Here is a 15,815-nt window from a genome sequence, read left to right as displayed (position 1 = left end):
AATCATTCACTATCCAACTCAACCGAGGCGGTTGGGTCTATTAATCTTTGCCATAAATTGCAAACGACCGCACGGGTACTACGCCAGTCCGCTGCGCTGACTTGCATGGATTGATTTGCAAGGGCTAAACGGTGGCTTTCGGCACGTTCACTAAGATAGGCTCGAATTAATGCTGTGGCATCTTCACTGGATAAGCAGTCTGCTTTAGCAGCATCTTCTAATATTCTTACATTATCAGAATAATGGGCGAGATCGGGTTTCGTCCCGCTCCATGCAAGTACAGCATACTGTGCCATAAATTCGATATCGACGATACCACCTGCGTCCTGTTTTAAATGAAAAATACCATGTTTTTTTTGTTCAGAAGACGAACCTAGGTGGTCTTTCATTTTCTGACGCATTTTCAACACTTCCTCACGAACATAAGCCTCATCTCTAGATTGAGTCAATATCTCGCGTCGAAATATTTCAAATTTCTGGCAAAGCACCTCGTCACCTGCAATAGAGCGGGCACGTACTAATGCTTGATGCTCCCAAAGCCATGCACTTTTCAACTGATAGTGTTCGTAGGCCTTAAGACTTGTCACCAATAAACCGGCCTCACCTGAAGGTCTTAACCGCGTATCAATTTCATAGACACGGCCATCAAGGGTTTGAGTGGTCATGAGTGACATAAACTTTTGAGCGACACGCATAGCAAACTCAAAGCCAGTAATAGACTTCGTTCCATCCGTATCGGCTTGCTCATCTAGATAATGAATAAAAACAAGGTCCAAGTCAGAACCATAGCCCAGCTCAATCCCACCCACTTTGCCATAACCAATAACAGCAAAAGCTTTATAATCGAGTGAGCAGCGTTTTCCATCGACATCACATGGATAACCATGACGCTTTGCTACAGTCTGATAAGCTAAATGAAGTGTTGCATTAACACTAACTTCAGCAATATCGGTTAATGCATCAGATACTTTCATTAGCGGGCTTTCCGCTAATACATCACTTGCCGCAACAGTAAGTACATTGCTCTTTTTAAACAGTCGAAGTGCCCGCATTTGATCTTCAACTTGATCAATTTCAATGCGAAGCAATTGCTGACGTAATGAGTCTTCTAAGTCCTTACGCTTTGGCAACTCAAAGCCCATCGATAAAAACTCATCAAGCAGTACTGGATATTGCGTTAGCTCTTCACAAATCCACGGACTTACCGTCGCCATTTTAACTAAGCGTTGCAATGCACCTTTACTTTCAATCAACATCACTAAGTACACGGTTCGGCGCATAACTGATTCAATCAGCGGCATTAAGCGCAAAAGTGCAGTTTGAGGTTGTTCTGACTGTAAAATCACTTCAATTAAATGAGGCCAGAATGTCTTTAATCGCTGAACAGCATTTGAAGGTAATTTTTTGAGTGCGTGACCATGCCAGAATTCATGAATCAAATTTTTCGCATTATCATCCAACACTTCATCTAACTGCTGCTCTAACTGTCCAAAGTTCTCAGTTGCGGCATTTGAACTAGTATCTTCAATAAGCTGCTTAAATTGAACTTTAACTTTTTGACGTTTCTCGTTAAGAACATCAATAAATTCATCCCAACTCGTAAAACCTAAGGTATCTATAATGCGTTGTCTTAAGTCTACTTCTTCTGGCAATAGCTGAGTTTGTTGGTCATTGAGGGCTTGAATTGCGTGTTCAACACGACGTAAAAACAGGTAAGCATCCTCAAGTTCTAAAACAGCTTGTCTTTCTAACAAACCTGCTTCGCCAATGTGCTCAAGGCTAACTAAACACTGGCGGTCTTGCAGCTCACGTTTCGAACCGCCGTAAATAAGCTGAAATACCTGAACAATAAATTCAATTTCGCGAATACCGCCTGCTCCGAGTTTAATATCATCCTCAATATGGCGACGTAAAACTTCACGCTCAATCATCGCTTTCATATCGCGCATAGCGGCAAAAGCGGTGTAGTCGACATAACGGCGGAACACAAAAGGACGTGTCATTTCCAACAAGTCTTGTCCTTCTTTACCGCCCGTCACAACACGCGCTTTAATCCACGCATAGCGTTCCCACTCACGACCATGCTGACTTAAATATTTTTCTAAAGCTGCATGACTAATCGCTAGTGCCGAGCCATCTCCCCAAGGACGCAAGCGCATATCAACTCGAAATACAAAACCATCTGCGGTAATGTGCTCAAGCAAATAAATGAGTTTTTGTCCCCACAAAATACAGAACTGCTGTACATCAATACATTTGCGACCATTGGTTTCACCTTGTTCATCGAAGGCAAAAATCAGATCAATATCACTCGACAGATTAAGCTCTTGCGCACCAAGTTTACCCATGGCAACGACAATCAAATCTTGAACTTTGCCAGAGTAACTCATAGGTTCACCATGTTTCGCCACAAGCGCTACACGTGCAAAATCCTTTGCCGCACAAATACTTGCATCGGCAAAATCAGAAAGTTCGCGTGTGAGTGTGACAACATCGGTAAGCTGATTGGCATCTTGCCAAATCCAACGGAACATTAAACGACTTCGTAAAATGCGTAATCCACGCATCCAAGATGTTTCGTCACCAATTCCATCTAATGTGGTTTGTACAAATTGATAAATCTGTTCGGTCGAGAGCGGTGCAGTAAATTGATCTAGTTGGTAATCTTGTTCTAAAACAGCTTGATGCAAGCCTAAAACTTGTTCTGCGTACTGACTCGCACGCAATGTTTTTTGTAACTGCTCCGCATTCATATAAAAAGCTCTTTTCCTCGTACTCTGTTTTTAGTTATAGCAGTTCGAGTAGTGGTAGGAAAAGGGATTAGACTAATTTTGCTTCCGCTGAAGAGTAATGCTCTGCATGAGCCTCATGACTTTCTTGAGCAGAAGGTAATAAAACTGTAAATGTCGTTCCTACGCCTTCTTTTGAACTGACATCAATTTTACCCTGATTAATTTCGACAAAACGCTTACAAAGACTTAAACCTAAACCCGCACCTTTTTCACCAGCGGTTCCTTTAAAGCTGGCTGTAATACGTGGATGGAACAAATTTGTCATTTGTTTTTCGGTCATGCCTAAACCAGTGTCTCGAACTGTTATTTCTATATTTTTATCAGCTTGCCTTGCTTCAATAAAAACTTTTCCAGATCCATCAACATCGGTAAATTTCAGCGCGTTTGACACCAAGTTTTGAATGACAGAGGTCATCATATTGATATCGGCATAGATATTTAAATCATCTGGAACATCATTAACCAATTCAATGTTTTTCTTCAAAGCTAAAGTGTGCAGTACATCGCAAACAATATTGCTAACCTGTCTAAGCTTAAAGTTAATCGGGTGATAAACAAAACGCCCACCCTCTGCCATCGCCCATGTTAGTAAGCTTTCAAGTAAGTTATAAGTCGATTGCGAGGTGTCATATAAATAATCTGCAATATTTTGAATACTAGACTCATCTAAAGTTTCACGCTCTTTGGCGAGTACTTCAGAAAAACCGAGCAACCCATGAAACGGCGCTCGTAAGTCATGCGAAATAATCGAGAAAAATTTAGTTTTACTTGAGTTAATCGCAACTTGTTGTTCATAGAGTTCGTTTAACTCTTCATAGTTAAACTTCAATTCGACTTGCTGCATAAAAGTAGAACAGTAATCGAGCAGCAATTGAATATCATCATCTTCAAATGTTGCAGCATCATCATCAAAAAAGACAGCAAAGCCCATAGACGTTTTATCAGGATGCAAAAGATGCACGGCCAATGCCCTGCTGCACTCGATGTTTAGTTCTTTTAAATAGTTGATTAAGTTTTGATATGAAGGATGTGAGTGATTAATGATCTGTTGTTTAGCAAAGCACTGTTTTAAATGTTTCGAAGGTTTAAACGAGATTGCCGTCATGCCCTCTGGGCAACGATGCCAAAAGTAAGGTTCCTGATTAAAAGTCAATAAGGCTTTTTTACAATTCAAAAGACGAAGACTAAACCGGAAAAATTGCTCGATGTAGTTCTGCTCGGCATTTAATCCAAGTAACAGAGATATCCTACAAGCACTTAACTGCTCAACCTGATTTAGTTCTAAACGCTGGAATGTCATTGCCCGCCTCACAGATTTTGTCGTTTTTGGTCGGAACCGCTCTTAAAAAATGTACTTATAATCATTATGATCTACTACAAACTTTAACACAGTACATTAAAAGAGCAACGTTCTTTTCAAAATAGAAATGTGAAGTTTCAATTAAAGGTTTTCAGATACATAAAGTGGGTATGCTTGAGGAAAATACAACAAATGTTTGAAGGTAAAGAGTTGTAAGATGTTAGAAATGCGAGTTCAGAATTTTTAAAAGCCGATTAAAAGTATTATATGAAAAAAGGCCAATAAACTAGCCTTTTTTCAGATTACTATTTTATTAATAACTTAACTATCTTGTACATTATAACCATATTGTTGAATGCCAGCATCCATATCCCCAGTATAGTTATGGCATGCTTGCATATAAGTTTCGGCATCCGACCATAATACACCAGGCACACCAGAATTATTTAAAGGTACGATTGTTACCTGATCTTCAATCTGTAATGTTGGCTTAGTAATAGAGCATTGAATCTGGATTTTATGAGCTTCATGGTTCCATTCTATTTGTTTAGCATCCCAGCCTCGGCTACCACCCACAAGTGTTAACTCAATATTTGATTCAGTGGGAGTCTGCTTAATTAATTTAAACTCCATAACACGAGCAATTGAACATGGATCATGATAACAAGATTCAAGTTTTGCCCCCTTCTGTACCCCAGAGAAATTAAACGTTGTCGTTGGTTCTATCATTGGTGGAGTTTCAGATTCTGGTATTTTTTCTACTGTAGGAATCGTTGTTGGCTCTAGTTTTTGTTTAGGGTTTATCTCATCCATGGGCAAAACAATTTTTTTTATTTTCCAGCTTAAACCATCACGCTCCATAATGATTTTTACATCCGAATCATTCTCTTTATTTTTAAAAGTTACTTCAAATATATTCATTGATAAATACCGAGTTCTGTATTCTATCTTTGGGGTATCTGTTCTTTCTTTAGGCGTATCTTCTCTATTACCAGTTAAACTTTTTCTAAGATCCTTTCCTTGCAGCATCAAGGTCATACCTTCAGGTGTTACTGCAGCATCGACCATCTTTTCGGCCAAAGTAGAAGCCATCATTGCACCTAAAGCTTCCCAACCATTTGCTTCTTTAGTTGTGATCTCTTTTAGCATATAAGCATTCATCTGATCTTTCAGACTTTGGCGTACACTTGTATAGTCAATATAAGCAGAAACCTTTTCACTATCATTCTCTTTCAATGCATTCTTAATACTATTTAAGATGATATAAGGCGAAGCATATAAATATCCAAAAATCAAAATGATTAAACCAAAGATTACCCCGATCATTTTTTTATTCATAATTTACCCTCTAATTGTAAAATAATAAGTAGAAAAGTAGTCCTACCTAAATCGTATACCCTATCTTGTCTTTTATATTCTAATCAAAATTTACAGCTCAAGACTTTGAATGAAGAACAGATCTATTGATTTCACAAAAATTATAGATCATCACTTCTTTTCGTAAATCGTCTCCCAAATGAAATTTCATAAGAAATCTAAAATTTTTATAAATCAATAATTAACAATAAAAGATAAAATTATAATTGATAGGCAGTTATTTTAACCCAACAAAAAACCCCTAAACCGTTAGCTTAGGGGTTTTTGTAGAATCTTACGATTCCGAATATGGTCCCGAGGGTCGGACTCGAACCGACACGTCATCTCTGACAGCGGATTTTGAGTCCGCCGCGTCTACCAATTTCACCACCTCGGGAGAGGAAGTATGTTTGTGTTGCGTATATTAGCGCGTTTGTAAAACTTGTCAAACCCTAAGTGAATATTATCGTTCACTTTTAGATCATTTAAACATTTTTCATGATTTAGGCCATAAGCACAGCCATAAAAAAGCGAAAAAGTTTATACTAGGCCCAATTTTTGCGGTGTTTTTTTCTAAATATGCAACTGTCTGACTTTTCCTTTGAATTACCTGATGAACTTATTGCCCGTTATCCTCTTGAATCACGTAGTGCTTCACGATTGTTGCACCTAGACTCAAAGGGTAAATATCACGATCACATGTTCACAGACATTATCGATCTGTTCGAAGAAGGTGATCTGTTAGTGCTCAATGACACCAAAGTCATGAAAGCACGACTTAAAGGGAAACGTTCTACAGGCGGTGCTATCGAGATTTTGGTTGAGCGCATGCTGAACCACACCACAGCCTATTGTCATATTAAATCGAGCAACTCGCCTAAAGCAGGTGCCGAGCTTTATGTCGGTGCCGATAACATTCCTGTGATTGTACGTGGCCGTCACGAAAATTTATTTGTGGTTGAGTTTTCACAGGCAATTTTGCCTGTACTTGAGCAATATGGTCAGCTACCTATTCCGCCTTACTTTAACCGTGAAGCAGAAGAAATTGACACTGAACGCTATCAAACGGTTTTCCATAACCCAGAAAAAATTGCCAGTGTTGCAGCACCTACCGCAAGCTTGCATTTTGATGAAACACTTTTAGAAAAATTAGAACAAAAAAATGTTCAAAAAACCTTTGTGACTTTACATGTCGGTGCAGGCACATTTATGCCTGTTCGTACTGATGACATTACCAACCATATCATGCACAGTGAATGGTGTGATGTACCTCAAGAAACCATCGATTTAATTTTGGCGACTAAAGCACGTGGCAATAAAGTGATTGCCGTAGGTACAACCGCAACACGCGCTTTAGAAAGTGCAGCACAAGCTCATGGCGGTAAAATCGCGGCTTGGACTGGCGACACGCAAATCTTTATCTATCCGGGCTATGAGTTCTGCATCGTAGATCGTTTAATTACTAACTTCCATTTGCCAGAGTCTACTCTGCTCATGTTGGTATCAGCGCTATCAAATCGAGACAACATTTTAGCTGCCTATGAACATGCAGTTAAAAGCCGCTATCGTTTCTTTAGTTATGGCGATGCAATGCTGGTTGATAAATTAGACGTTTAAAGACTAAGGCTGGGTTAAACCATATCGGTTAATGGAAAGGTTTAACCCAGCTTAAATTTTTATAATAAAAATAATGGATTTAGCTGTGTGAATTGCAGAAATTTAGCGATGAAATCAGACATTAATTTTTTAAAGATAAATTCCAAATTTAGAAATATTTAGTATTTATCTCTTTCAATTTAAAAGATAATCTAGGAATAGCTCTTTATGATAATGAACTCATTACTTCCATGCCAATCGATACTGTACAAGAAGCTCTTCATATAAGGCGTAAAAAAAATACACAGGTTTTTCGCAATATCGCTCGACTTTGGGATGCTGGACAAAAATCTCATTCAGCACAAGATCTTTTAGATGCTTTACATCCATGGCGTGAAGATCACAACCTTCGCTTTTTTAATGTCCTCCCCTATTTACTCGCCATTTACAGCATCACAATATTAGGTTTTGGCTATTTTCTTCATCCACATATTCAATATATTTGGAGCTTTTTAGGCGCCTTTTTAACAGGGTTTCTGGCGTATTTACTCTATCAATCTCAAGAACCTTTAACGCAAGTTATTCGTTATCTAGAACAGCGTATGGTGATTTTGCGTTATAGTTTACATTTTCAGCAGTTACCCGCTTATCTTCCCATTCATGCTCAGCCAGTTTTAGTTCTGAGTAAATTAAAACAGTATTTCCCTCTGTTTAACCGAGGGACTGAGTCTAACGAAATTACTCATTTTGCTTCGACGACATGGAACGATGGAGTAACGGATCATCAAGTCTTGCTGTTTCAATATCATTACGTTAATGAAATCCCTATTATTCAAGACCAAAATAGCGATAAAAAAATTATAAAAGAATTTCATAAAGATTTATGGGGCGCCTTTATATTTCAAATACCAACTTTGGGTATTGCTGTTAGCAATCAACGTTCTCGTTTTTTTACTCCCTACAGCAGTAAATGGCAAAGTAGCGATATTTTAATTAACCAAGAACTTAATATTTTTGGGGTTAATCAACACCAGTTAGCCAAAGAAGTCAGCCCGAGCTTAACTTTAAAATTAAATGTTTTTTTTCAGCACTTTAAAGGCGATTTAATTTATCATCACGAAGAACAAATTTTGTGTTATCTGGGTGAGCAAAATCTTTTTCAGACCACAAGTAAGCAAAGTGAAATTCATAATGTTTCAGCATTGCGTGGGCACTTGCGTACTATGACCATGCCGCAATATGAAAAATTTCAGCAATTAATGTTGAACTTAATTAAATAAATCTCTCGTATGACTTGATTGTCGTCTCATTAAAAATGAGAAGTCAAAAGTACACTGAGGGAATAACAATAAGGAACTGACCATGACTGGTTTATTTATTTTCCTGGGGATTTTTGTTGTACTGATCGTCTGGGGCGTTCACATCCGTAATACCATCGTACGTTATTTTAATGCGACCAAACGTGCTTGGTCTGAGGTTGCCAATTTCGAACGTCAAAAGGTAAAGACTTTAGAGGCGCTTGAGACAACACTTAATCAATATACTCATTTTGAAAAATCGACATTAGAAAAAGTCACTGAATTACGTCAACAAATTCTTAATTTAAATGTAAATAACACTGATATTTCTCAGCTCCAACAAATCGAGAAAATGAGCAAAGAACTAATTCACAGCTTAAATGTTGTTGTTGAAAACTACCCCGAGCTTAAAGCCGATTCACTCTATAGCAAGATGATGGACGACATTCAGGAACAAAACGAAAATGTAGGTGCTGCGATTAGTATCTTTAACCGTAATGTCGAGCTGTTCAACAACCAGATTGAAGTATTCCCTAACAATCTCATCAATACATTAACTTTATCTAAGAAAGCGATTCGCCCTTTTAAGGATAATCTTGTTAATGAAAATTTTGGCTATAAACCTAATTTTTAATAGGAAAAAAATAGGCCCTAACCTGTCGGAAATTTTATCTATTTTATAACCAGCTACATTTAGTAGTAGAACTACATCGCAGAATCAAGGAAAATAGCTCTCTTTTTAGCAGCGAACTGTTTCTTCGCCTCTGCTCGTGTTCAGGATTTTTAGATGAAGTTTGAAAAATTAGGTCAGTCGGGGCGCGCCCGTCGTGGTCGTTTAACTTTAGAGCATGGTGTTGTTGAAACACCTGTTTTTATGCCAGTGGGGACTTACGGCACAGTCAAAGGTATGCTACCGCGTGATATCGAAGACATTCAGGCACAAATTATTTTAGGAAATACCTTCCATTTATATTTGCGTCCGGGTCTTGAAGTGATTAAAGAACACGGCGGTTTGCATAACTTTATTAAATGGGATAAGCCAATTTTGACTGACTCTGGCGGTTTCCAGGTTTTTAGTCTTGGCGCAATGCGCAAAATCAAAGAGGAAGGTGTTACTTTCCGCTCACCGATTGATGGTTCAAAAGTGTTTTTATCGCCTGAAATTTCTATGGAAATTCAGCAGGTATTGAACTCTGACATCGTCATGATTTTTGATGAATGTACACCATATCCTGCAACGCATGAAGAAGCACAAAAATCATTGCAGCTTTCTTTACGCTGGGCAAAACGTTGTAAAACTCATCATCATGATGAACTCAAAAATAAGAATGCGTTATTTGGCATCATTCAAGGCGGTATGTATGAAGACTTACGTGACGAGTCTTTAAATGGCCTTCTTGAAATTGGCTTTGATGGTTATGCGATTGGCGGCTTATCTGTAGGTGAACCTAAAGATGAGATGATCAAAGTTTTAGATTATCTACCAAGCAAAATGCCACAAGACAAACCGCGTTACTTGATGGGCGTTGGTAAACCGGAAGATATCGTTGAAGCGGTGCGCCGCGGTGTCGATATGTTCGACTGTGTAATGCCAACCCGTAATGCGCGAAACGGTCATTATTTTGTCACTGATGGTCTGGTACGTATTCGTAATAGTAAATATCGCCATGACCAGAGCCCGCTCGATCCACATTGCGATTGCTACACTTGTAAGAACTTTACCCGTGCTTATCTATTCCATCTTGAAAAATGTGGAGAGATGTTAGCGTCTATGCTCGGTACCATTCATAACTTACGTTATTACCAACGTTTAACTGAAGGTATGCGTGATGCATTAGAGAATGGCACATTTGATGAATTTGTTCAGGACTTTTATGCCCGTCGTGGTTTAGAAGTTCCACCATGTCCGGTTGATGAATAAGCCCGATTTGCGCTCAACCTCAAGACAAGGTAAATTGCAAAACGAATTAGGATTATGTCAGGTATCTGACTCATATTTTTAACTTTAGGAAATCAAAATGAGCTTTTTAATTTCTGCTGCACATGCAGCACCGGCAGCTGGCCCAACTACAGGTATTTTGCCAAACATCTTGATGATTGTTGTATTCGTTGCAATCTTTTATTTCTTAATTTGGCGCCCTCAAGCAAAGCGTGCTAAAGAGCACCGTTCTTTAATCGAAAGCTTAGGTGTAGGTAGTGAAGTTGTGTTCGCTGGTGGTTTAATGGGCAAAGTGACCAAAATTGAAGGTGACTATGCAGTTGTTGAACTTAGCCGTGGTGTAGAAGTAAAAATTCAGCGTGCCAGCGTAATTTCAGTATTACCTGAAGGCACTCTAAATAACCTTTAATCATAAAACAGTCGTGCTTTAGCACGACTTTTTCATTTAAGAAGAAAGCGAATGCGTTACCCTGCATGGAAATATTTACTGATTCTGGTTGTTCTGGTAGTCAGTACATTATACGCACTGCCTAGTCTATATCCGGATGAGCCCGCCGTTCAAATTTCCGGTGCCAAAGCTGGTACCCAAATTGATCAAAGTGTGGTGCAAAAAGCAGAGCAAATTTTAAAAACAGCAAATATTGCAAGTCACGATAATACTTTTACAAATAATGCTGCCCTCTTGCGTGTCAGCTCTTCTGAAGCGCAGTTGAAAGCAAAAGAAGTATTACGCCGTGACTTAGGTGATCAATATGTTGTTGCCCTAAACCTTGCACCAACCACACCGGAATGGTTGCAAAAAATTGGGGCAAAACCAATGAAACTTGGTTTGGACTTACGTGGTGGTGTCCACTTCTTGCTTGAAGTAGATATGGACAAAGCCGTTGCCCAACGTATGGAAACCTCTGCCACTGATTTGCGTCGTCAGTTCCGTGAAAACAAGATCAAATTTAATAATCTTGCATTAACAAACAATGTAATCACTGTTCAATTTGCTGACAATGCTGACCGTGATGCAGCAATGGATTTTCTACGTCGTAATGGGAATGAATATACCCAACAGGCATTAGCAAGCTCTACAGGTTCTACTTTAAAGCTTACTTATACCGATGTACGTCGCCAAGAAATCCAGTCATATGCGGTAAACCAAAACTTAACAACATTACGTAATCGTATTAACGAACTTGGTGTTGCAGAAGCATTGGTACAAAGTCAGGGTAGCAACCGTATTGTTGTTGAATTACCGGGTGTACAAGATACAGCTGAAGCTAAACGTGTTTTAGGTCGTACTGCAAACCTCGAATTCCGTTTAGTTTCTGACTCAAATGATCAATATATTGACCCATATACAGGTAAATATAATGGTCAACCTTTACCTCCGGGCACAGAAGTTTTTGCTTATGAGTCTTTAGATAGCGGTCGTCAACTTTTGTTGCAACGTAACCGTATCTTGACTGGTGAGCGTGTTCAAAATGCAAGTTCTGGCTTCAGCCAAGACTCTGGTGGTGCCGAGGTAAATATTACCCTCGACAGTGCTGGTGGTAAGCTTATGTCCGATGCAACTCGTAATGCTGTTGGTAAACGCATGGCGGTATTGTTCATCGAAAATAAGCAAAAAATTACTTATGTCACAGATCCTAAAACTGGTGCACAAACAGAAGTTCGTACTCCATACACTGAATCTGTAGTCATTAATGCTGCAACTGTTCAAGCCGTTTTAGGTTCAACTTTCCGTATTACCGGTTTAAGTTCTCCTCAAGAAGCATCAGAGCTTGCATTAATGCTACGTGCAGGTGCTTTAGCTGCGCCAATGTATTTTGTTGAAGAACGTGTGGTTGGTCCAAGTCTTGGTCAAGAAAACATTGATAAAGGCGTATTATCAACTCAAATCGGCTTCTTGCTTGTTGCAATCTGGATGGTGGTTTTCTTCCGTCTATTCGGTTTAATCGCTAACTTTGCACTTGTTGTTAACTTGGCAATGATTTTAACGGTTATGTCATGGATTGGAGCTTCCCTCACCTTACCAGGTATTGCCGGTATCGTTATTACCATTGGTATGGCGGTCGATGCGAACGTATTAATATGTGAGCGTATTCGAGAAGAAATGCTCTGGGGAGCCTCACCCAAACAGGCCATTGTGGCCGGTTATGATCGAGCTTATAACACCATTTTTGACTCGAACTTAACCACGTTCCTCGTTGCTTTCATTTTGTTTGCAATTGGTACAGGCCCGATCAAAGGTTTCGCCGTAACATTAATGATTGGTATTGTGTGTTCGATGTTTACTGCAATTACAGTGACTCGCGCAATTGTACAAATCATTTATGGCAAACGCCGTAACTTGAAAAAGTTGAGCATTTAAGGAGATCGATGATGACTAAAGTGACTCAACAAGATTCAAAACAATATGGACGTCCGGATGATGCAAAAATCATCCCGTTCATGAAGATTGCCAAACCTGCGGCAATCTTCTCGATCCTGATTACATTGGCGAGTATTTTCTTTATTGTAACTAAAGGTCTTAACCTCGGTTTGGACTTTACAGGTGGTGTTTCAGCTGAGCTTAACTATGCTCAACCAGCAAACCAGTCTGACGTTATCCAAGCGCTTGACAAAGCTGGCTTTAAAGATGCTGTAGTACAGACACTTGGTAGTAATAAAGACTTACTTGTGCGTATGCCAGTACAAGAAGTTAAGGTTGAAGATCTTAATAACGCGATTACTAAGGCTGTACAGCTGCCAAACAATGCCGCAGAAGTTCATAAAGTTGACTCTGTAGGTGGTCAAGTTGGTAACGAGCTTTATGTTCGCTCTGCTGGTGCGGTTGCACTTGCTCTTATTTTAATGTTGATTTACGTGACTATTCGCTTTGAGTTTAAACTCGCGATGGGTGCCGTAATGTCTTTATTCCACGACATCATTATTATTATTGGTGCTTTTGCATTATTCCAATGGCCGTTTGACCTTACAGTTTTAGCTGCGGTACTTGCTGTTATTGGCTTCTCGCTTAACGATAACATTGTAGTGTCAGACCGTATCCGTGAAAATTTCCGTAAAATTCGCGGTGCAACTCCTCGTGAAATCGTCGATATTGCTTTAACCGAAACTTTACGTCGTACCATTCATACATCAATGACCTTATTACTAGTCGTTCTAGCAATGATGTTCTTAGGTGGTGATGGTCTACACTGGTTCGCTGTTGCAATGTTTGTTGGTGTCTTTGTAGGTACTTACTCTTCAATTTATATCGGTACAGCTTTTGCCTTATGGCGTGGTCTTAACCGTCAGGACTTCATCGTTCAGGTTAAACCTGAATTTGAAGATGATATTCCTTAAGTTGGATAAATTAAGACATATAAAAAAAACCGCGATTCTATTCGCGGTTTTTTTTATTTAAAACATATTATTTACGGCGCAATGCATCCGAAATTGCTTCAACCAACTGTTGAGAAATTTCTTGTTTAGATGCTTTTTCTAACTCACGCTTTTTCATGTGATAGTTTTCAGCAAAGAAAACTGTCATCGCATTTTCATCAGAAGCAAAACCAATATCTGCACGTGACACATCGTTGCATGCAATCATATCGAGTTTTTTAGCAACCAGCTTTCCTGCCGCATACTCTTCAACATTTTGTGTTTCAGCTGCAAAGCCCACCATAAATGGACGTTTTTCCTGACCAGCAATGGTTGCCACAATATCCGGATTTTTTACAAGGGAAACATTCAACTCATCCCCTGCCTTCTTAATTTTATGCTCGGCAACTTCTGCTACGCGATAGTCTGCGACTGCGGCGGTTGCAATGAAGATATCGCAGCCTGTTTCTAACGAGTCCATACTGATATCTAACATCTGTCTTGCAGAGGCAACATTTACTCTTTTTACACCATTCGGTGTATCTAAACTTACAGGTCCAGCAATCAGAGTCACTTGTGCACCAGCAGCGTAACAAGCAGCCGCTAAAGCAAAGCCCATTTTACCAGTACTGTGGTTCGAGATATAACGAACAGGGTCAATTGCTTCACGTGTTGGCCCAGCAGTAATCACAACTCGCTTACCTGCCAACAACCCAAATTTTTCAGCAATTGCACGTTGAGCCTGATGGAAATAACCAGCCACTTGCTTAGCAATTTCTTCTGGCTCTGGCATTCGGCCTAAACCAACATCACCACACGCCTGCTCACCCGCATCTGGCATGATCACATGCACACCATCTTCGACCAAGGTTTGTAAATTTCGTTGTGTAGCTTTGGCCGCCCACATTTGTTGGTTCATAGCCGGCGCAACCCAGACAGGAGATTTTGTTGCCAAAAAAACTGTACTGAGCAAGTCATCTGCTAAACCATGTGCAAACTTTGCCAAAGTATCACAACTTGCAGGCGCAACCAGTAATAAATCAGCCCAACGTGCTAATTCAATATGTCCCATTCCAGCTTCAGCCGCAGGGTCTAAAAGTTCAGTATGGACAGGATTACCAGAAAGAGCCTGAAAAGTTAGTGGAGTAATAAATGCCTGAGCACCATGTGTCATGACCACGCGCACATCAAAGCCATAATCTTTGAGGCGGCGGACTAAGATGGCACTTTTATAGGCAGCAATTCCGCCAGTAACAGCTAAAACGATGTTTTTATGAGGAATAACACTTAGATCAAAGCTCACGAACAGGATACCTTACTGTTGCAGTGGCGCTCACAATAGCATTAAATACGCGCAGACCCAAGATTGATTGGGCAAACAAAATAAAATTTTAAGCGAATTATGCTGGGGAATATGAATACTTCTATTAAAAATTGGCCCGAACAAGAGCGGCCAAGAGAACGGTTATTGCAACAAGGCCCTCAAAGTCTTTCTGATGCAGAGCTATTGGCGATTTTTCTTCGCTCAGGTTCAAAGCAACATTCAGCAGTCGAATTGTCACGTTTACTCATTCAACATTTTGGTAGCCTAAATGCAGTGTTTGATTCGTCGTTAAGCGAATTAACTCAATTTAATGGAATAGGAGCAACGAAATATTCTCAATTACTGGCAGTCAAAGAACTCGGACGGCGTTATCTCGATCATCACTTTCAGAAGAATAATCTTAGTCTTCACTCTTCTGATTTAGTTTTGGATTATTTACGCTATGAATTAAAAGGTGAAAAACAAGAAGTCTTTGCTGTGCTGTGTCTAGACCCAGAATTAAGAAAGCTCCATTTTAAAAAGCTATTTTTTGGTTCAATGCAACATTGTGCGGTCTCGGTTAATCAAACTTTACGCTACGCCTTACAACAACATGCTTGCCAGCTCGTTATTGCACACAATCATCCATTTGGTTCAGCACAGCCTTCTGCTGAAGATATTGCATTAACTCAACAACTGGAAAATGCATGCAAGCTTGTCGAAATACACCTCTTGGATCATTTTATTATTTCTCCAGAAGGAAGCTTTTCATTTGCTGAACAACAACTGCTCAACCCCGCAGCAATATCAGTTCAATAATATTGACAAAGCTTAACTAAGCCTAGAAGATCAAAACAAAAATAGTGATGCTTAAAAT

Annotated in this window: 12 protein-coding genes and 1 tRNA gene; 8 read left to right on the top strand and 5 right to left on the bottom strand. The window is 39.5% G+C overall.

What is annotated here, in order from left to right; genetic code table 11:
- Nucleotides 1-2 precede the first annotated feature (2 nt).
- The 4 genes from glnE to AOLE_RS02785 form a co-directional block, all read right to left on the bottom strand.
- The gene (gene glnE / locus AOLE_RS02800) at nucleotides 3-2,753 is read right to left on the bottom strand and encodes a bifunctional [glutamate--ammonia ligase]-adenylyl-L-tyrosine phosphorylase/[glutamate--ammonia-ligase] adenylyltransferase (RefSeq protein WP_013196840.1); all 2,751 of its coding nucleotides are present in this window, start codon (nucleotides 2,751-2,753) and stop codon (nucleotides 3-5) included.
- Between the two features lie 67 nt (nucleotides 2,754-2,820).
- A complete protein-coding gene (locus AOLE_RS02795) occupies nucleotides 2,821-4,092 on the bottom strand; it encodes a sensor histidine kinase (protein WP_013196839.1) in 1,272 nt (423 codons plus the stop codon).
- Between the two features lie 321 nt (nucleotides 4,093-4,413).
- Nucleotides 4,414-5,430 carry a DUF2939 domain-containing protein gene (locus tag AOLE_RS02790; protein ID WP_013196838.1) on the bottom strand — a complete coding sequence of 339 codons (1,017 nt, stop codon included), beginning with the start codon at nucleotides 5,428-5,430 and terminating at the stop codon, nucleotides 4,414-4,416.
- Between the two features lie 328 nt (nucleotides 5,431-5,758).
- Nucleotides 5,759-5,845, bottom strand: a tRNA-Leu gene (locus AOLE_RS02785).
- Nucleotides 5,846-6,027: 182 nt separating this feature from the next.
- Between AOLE_RS02785 and queA the strand changes: the two genes are divergently transcribed.
- From queA to secF, 7 genes are all read left to right on the top strand, one after another.
- Nucleotides 6,028-7,065: a tRNA preQ1(34) S-adenosylmethionine ribosyltransferase-isomerase QueA gene (queA, locus tag AOLE_RS02780; protein WP_013196837.1), complete on the top strand. Its 1,038-nt coding sequence runs from the start codon at nucleotides 6,028-6,030 to the stop codon at nucleotides 7,063-7,065.
- Nucleotides 7,066-7,295: 230 nt separating this feature from the next.
- Nucleotides 7,296-8,324 carry a hypothetical protein gene (locus AOLE_RS02775; protein WP_013196836.1) on the top strand — a complete coding sequence of 343 codons (1,029 nt, stop codon included), beginning with the start codon at nucleotides 7,296-7,298 and terminating at the stop codon, nucleotides 8,322-8,324.
- Nucleotides 8,325-8,406: 82 nt separating this feature from the next.
- Nucleotides 8,407-8,976 (top strand): LemA family protein, encoded by a 570-nt coding sequence (locus AOLE_RS02770; RefSeq protein ID WP_013196835.1) that lies wholly within the window; start codon nucleotides 8,407-8,409, stop codon nucleotides 8,974-8,976.
- Between the two features lie 153 nt (nucleotides 8,977-9,129).
- A complete protein-coding gene (tgt, locus tag AOLE_RS02765; protein WP_004638765.1) occupies nucleotides 9,130-10,263 on the top strand; it encodes a tRNA guanosine(34) transglycosylase Tgt in 1,134 nt (377 codons plus the stop codon).
- A 97-nt stretch (nucleotides 10,264-10,360) separates the two neighbouring features.
- Nucleotides 10,361-10,690: a preprotein translocase subunit YajC gene (gene yajC / locus AOLE_RS02760; RefSeq protein WP_003655131.1), complete on the top strand. Its 330-nt coding sequence runs from the start codon at nucleotides 10,361-10,363 to the stop codon at nucleotides 10,688-10,690.
- Nucleotides 10,691-10,741: 51 nt separating this feature from the next.
- A complete protein-coding gene (secD, locus tag AOLE_RS02755; protein WP_013196834.1) occupies nucleotides 10,742-12,643 on the top strand; it encodes a protein translocase subunit SecD in 1,902 nt (633 codons plus the stop codon).
- An 8-nt stretch (nucleotides 12,644-12,651) separates the two neighbouring features.
- Entirely contained in the window at nucleotides 12,652-13,617 is a 966-nt protein-coding gene (gene secF, locus AOLE_RS02750) for a protein translocase subunit SecF (protein ID WP_013196833.1), read from the top strand.
- 67 nt (nucleotides 13,618-13,684) lie between these two features.
- On the opposite strand, the gene coaBC is transcribed toward secF, so the two are convergent.
- Nucleotides 13,685-14,938, bottom strand: a complete 1,254-nt coding sequence (gene coaBC / locus AOLE_RS02745) for a bifunctional phosphopantothenoylcysteine decarboxylase/phosphopantothenate--cysteine ligase CoaBC (RefSeq protein ID WP_009389455.1) — start codon at nucleotides 14,936-14,938, stop codon at nucleotides 13,685-13,687.
- 99 nt (nucleotides 14,939-15,037) lie between these two features.
- Here coaBC and radC point away from each other — a divergent pair, with 99 nt between their 5' ends.
- Nucleotides 15,038-15,757: a RadC family protein gene (gene radC, locus AOLE_RS02740; protein ID WP_081399106.1), complete on the top strand. Its 720-nt coding sequence runs from the start codon at nucleotides 15,038-15,040 to the stop codon at nucleotides 15,755-15,757.
- The last annotated feature ends 58 nt before the right edge of the window (nucleotides 15,758-15,815 follow it).

Source organism: Acinetobacter oleivorans DR1 (genome assembly GCF_000196795.1).
In the GTDB taxonomy this organism is placed as follows: domain Bacteria; phylum Pseudomonadota; class Gammaproteobacteria; order Pseudomonadales; family Moraxellaceae; genus Acinetobacter; species Acinetobacter oleivorans.
This window is presented reverse-complemented; position numbering and strand designations above follow the sequence as displayed.

Bases quoted from the DNA above. Each gene is read 5' to 3' on its own strand.
- glnE (WP_013196840.1), bottom strand. From the start codon at position 2,753: ATGAATGCGGAGCAGTTACAAAAAACATTGCGTGCGAGTCAGTACGCA.
- AOLE_RS02795 (WP_013196839.1), bottom strand. From the start codon at position 4,092: ATGACATTCCAGCGTTTAGAACTAAATCAGGTTGAGCAGTTAAGTGCT.
- AOLE_RS02790 (WP_013196838.1), bottom strand. From the start codon at position 5,430: ATGAATAAAAAAATGATCGGGGTAATCTTTGGTTTAATCATTTTGATT.
- queA (WP_013196837.1), top strand. From the start codon at position 6,028: ATGCAACTGTCTGACTTTTCCTTTGAATTACCTGATGAACTTATTGCC.
- AOLE_RS02775 (WP_013196836.1), top strand. From the start codon at position 7,296: ATGCCAATCGATACTGTACAAGAAGCTCTTCATATAAGGCGTAAAAAA.
- AOLE_RS02770 (WP_013196835.1), top strand. From the start codon at position 8,407: ATGACTGGTTTATTTATTTTCCTGGGGATTTTTGTTGTACTGATCGTC.
- tgt (WP_004638765.1), top strand. From the start codon at position 9,130: ATGAAGTTTGAAAAATTAGGTCAGTCGGGGCGCGCCCGTCGTGGTCGT.
- yajC (WP_003655131.1), top strand. From the start codon at position 10,361: ATGAGCTTTTTAATTTCTGCTGCACATGCAGCACCGGCAGCTGGCCCA.
- secD (WP_013196834.1), top strand. From the start codon at position 10,742: ATGCGTTACCCTGCATGGAAATATTTACTGATTCTGGTTGTTCTGGTA.
- secF (WP_013196833.1), top strand. From the start codon at position 12,652: ATGATGACTAAAGTGACTCAACAAGATTCAAAACAATATGGACGTCCG.
- radC (WP_081399106.1), top strand. From the start codon at position 15,038: ATGCTGGGGAATATGAATACTTCTATTAAAAATTGGCCCGAACAAGAG.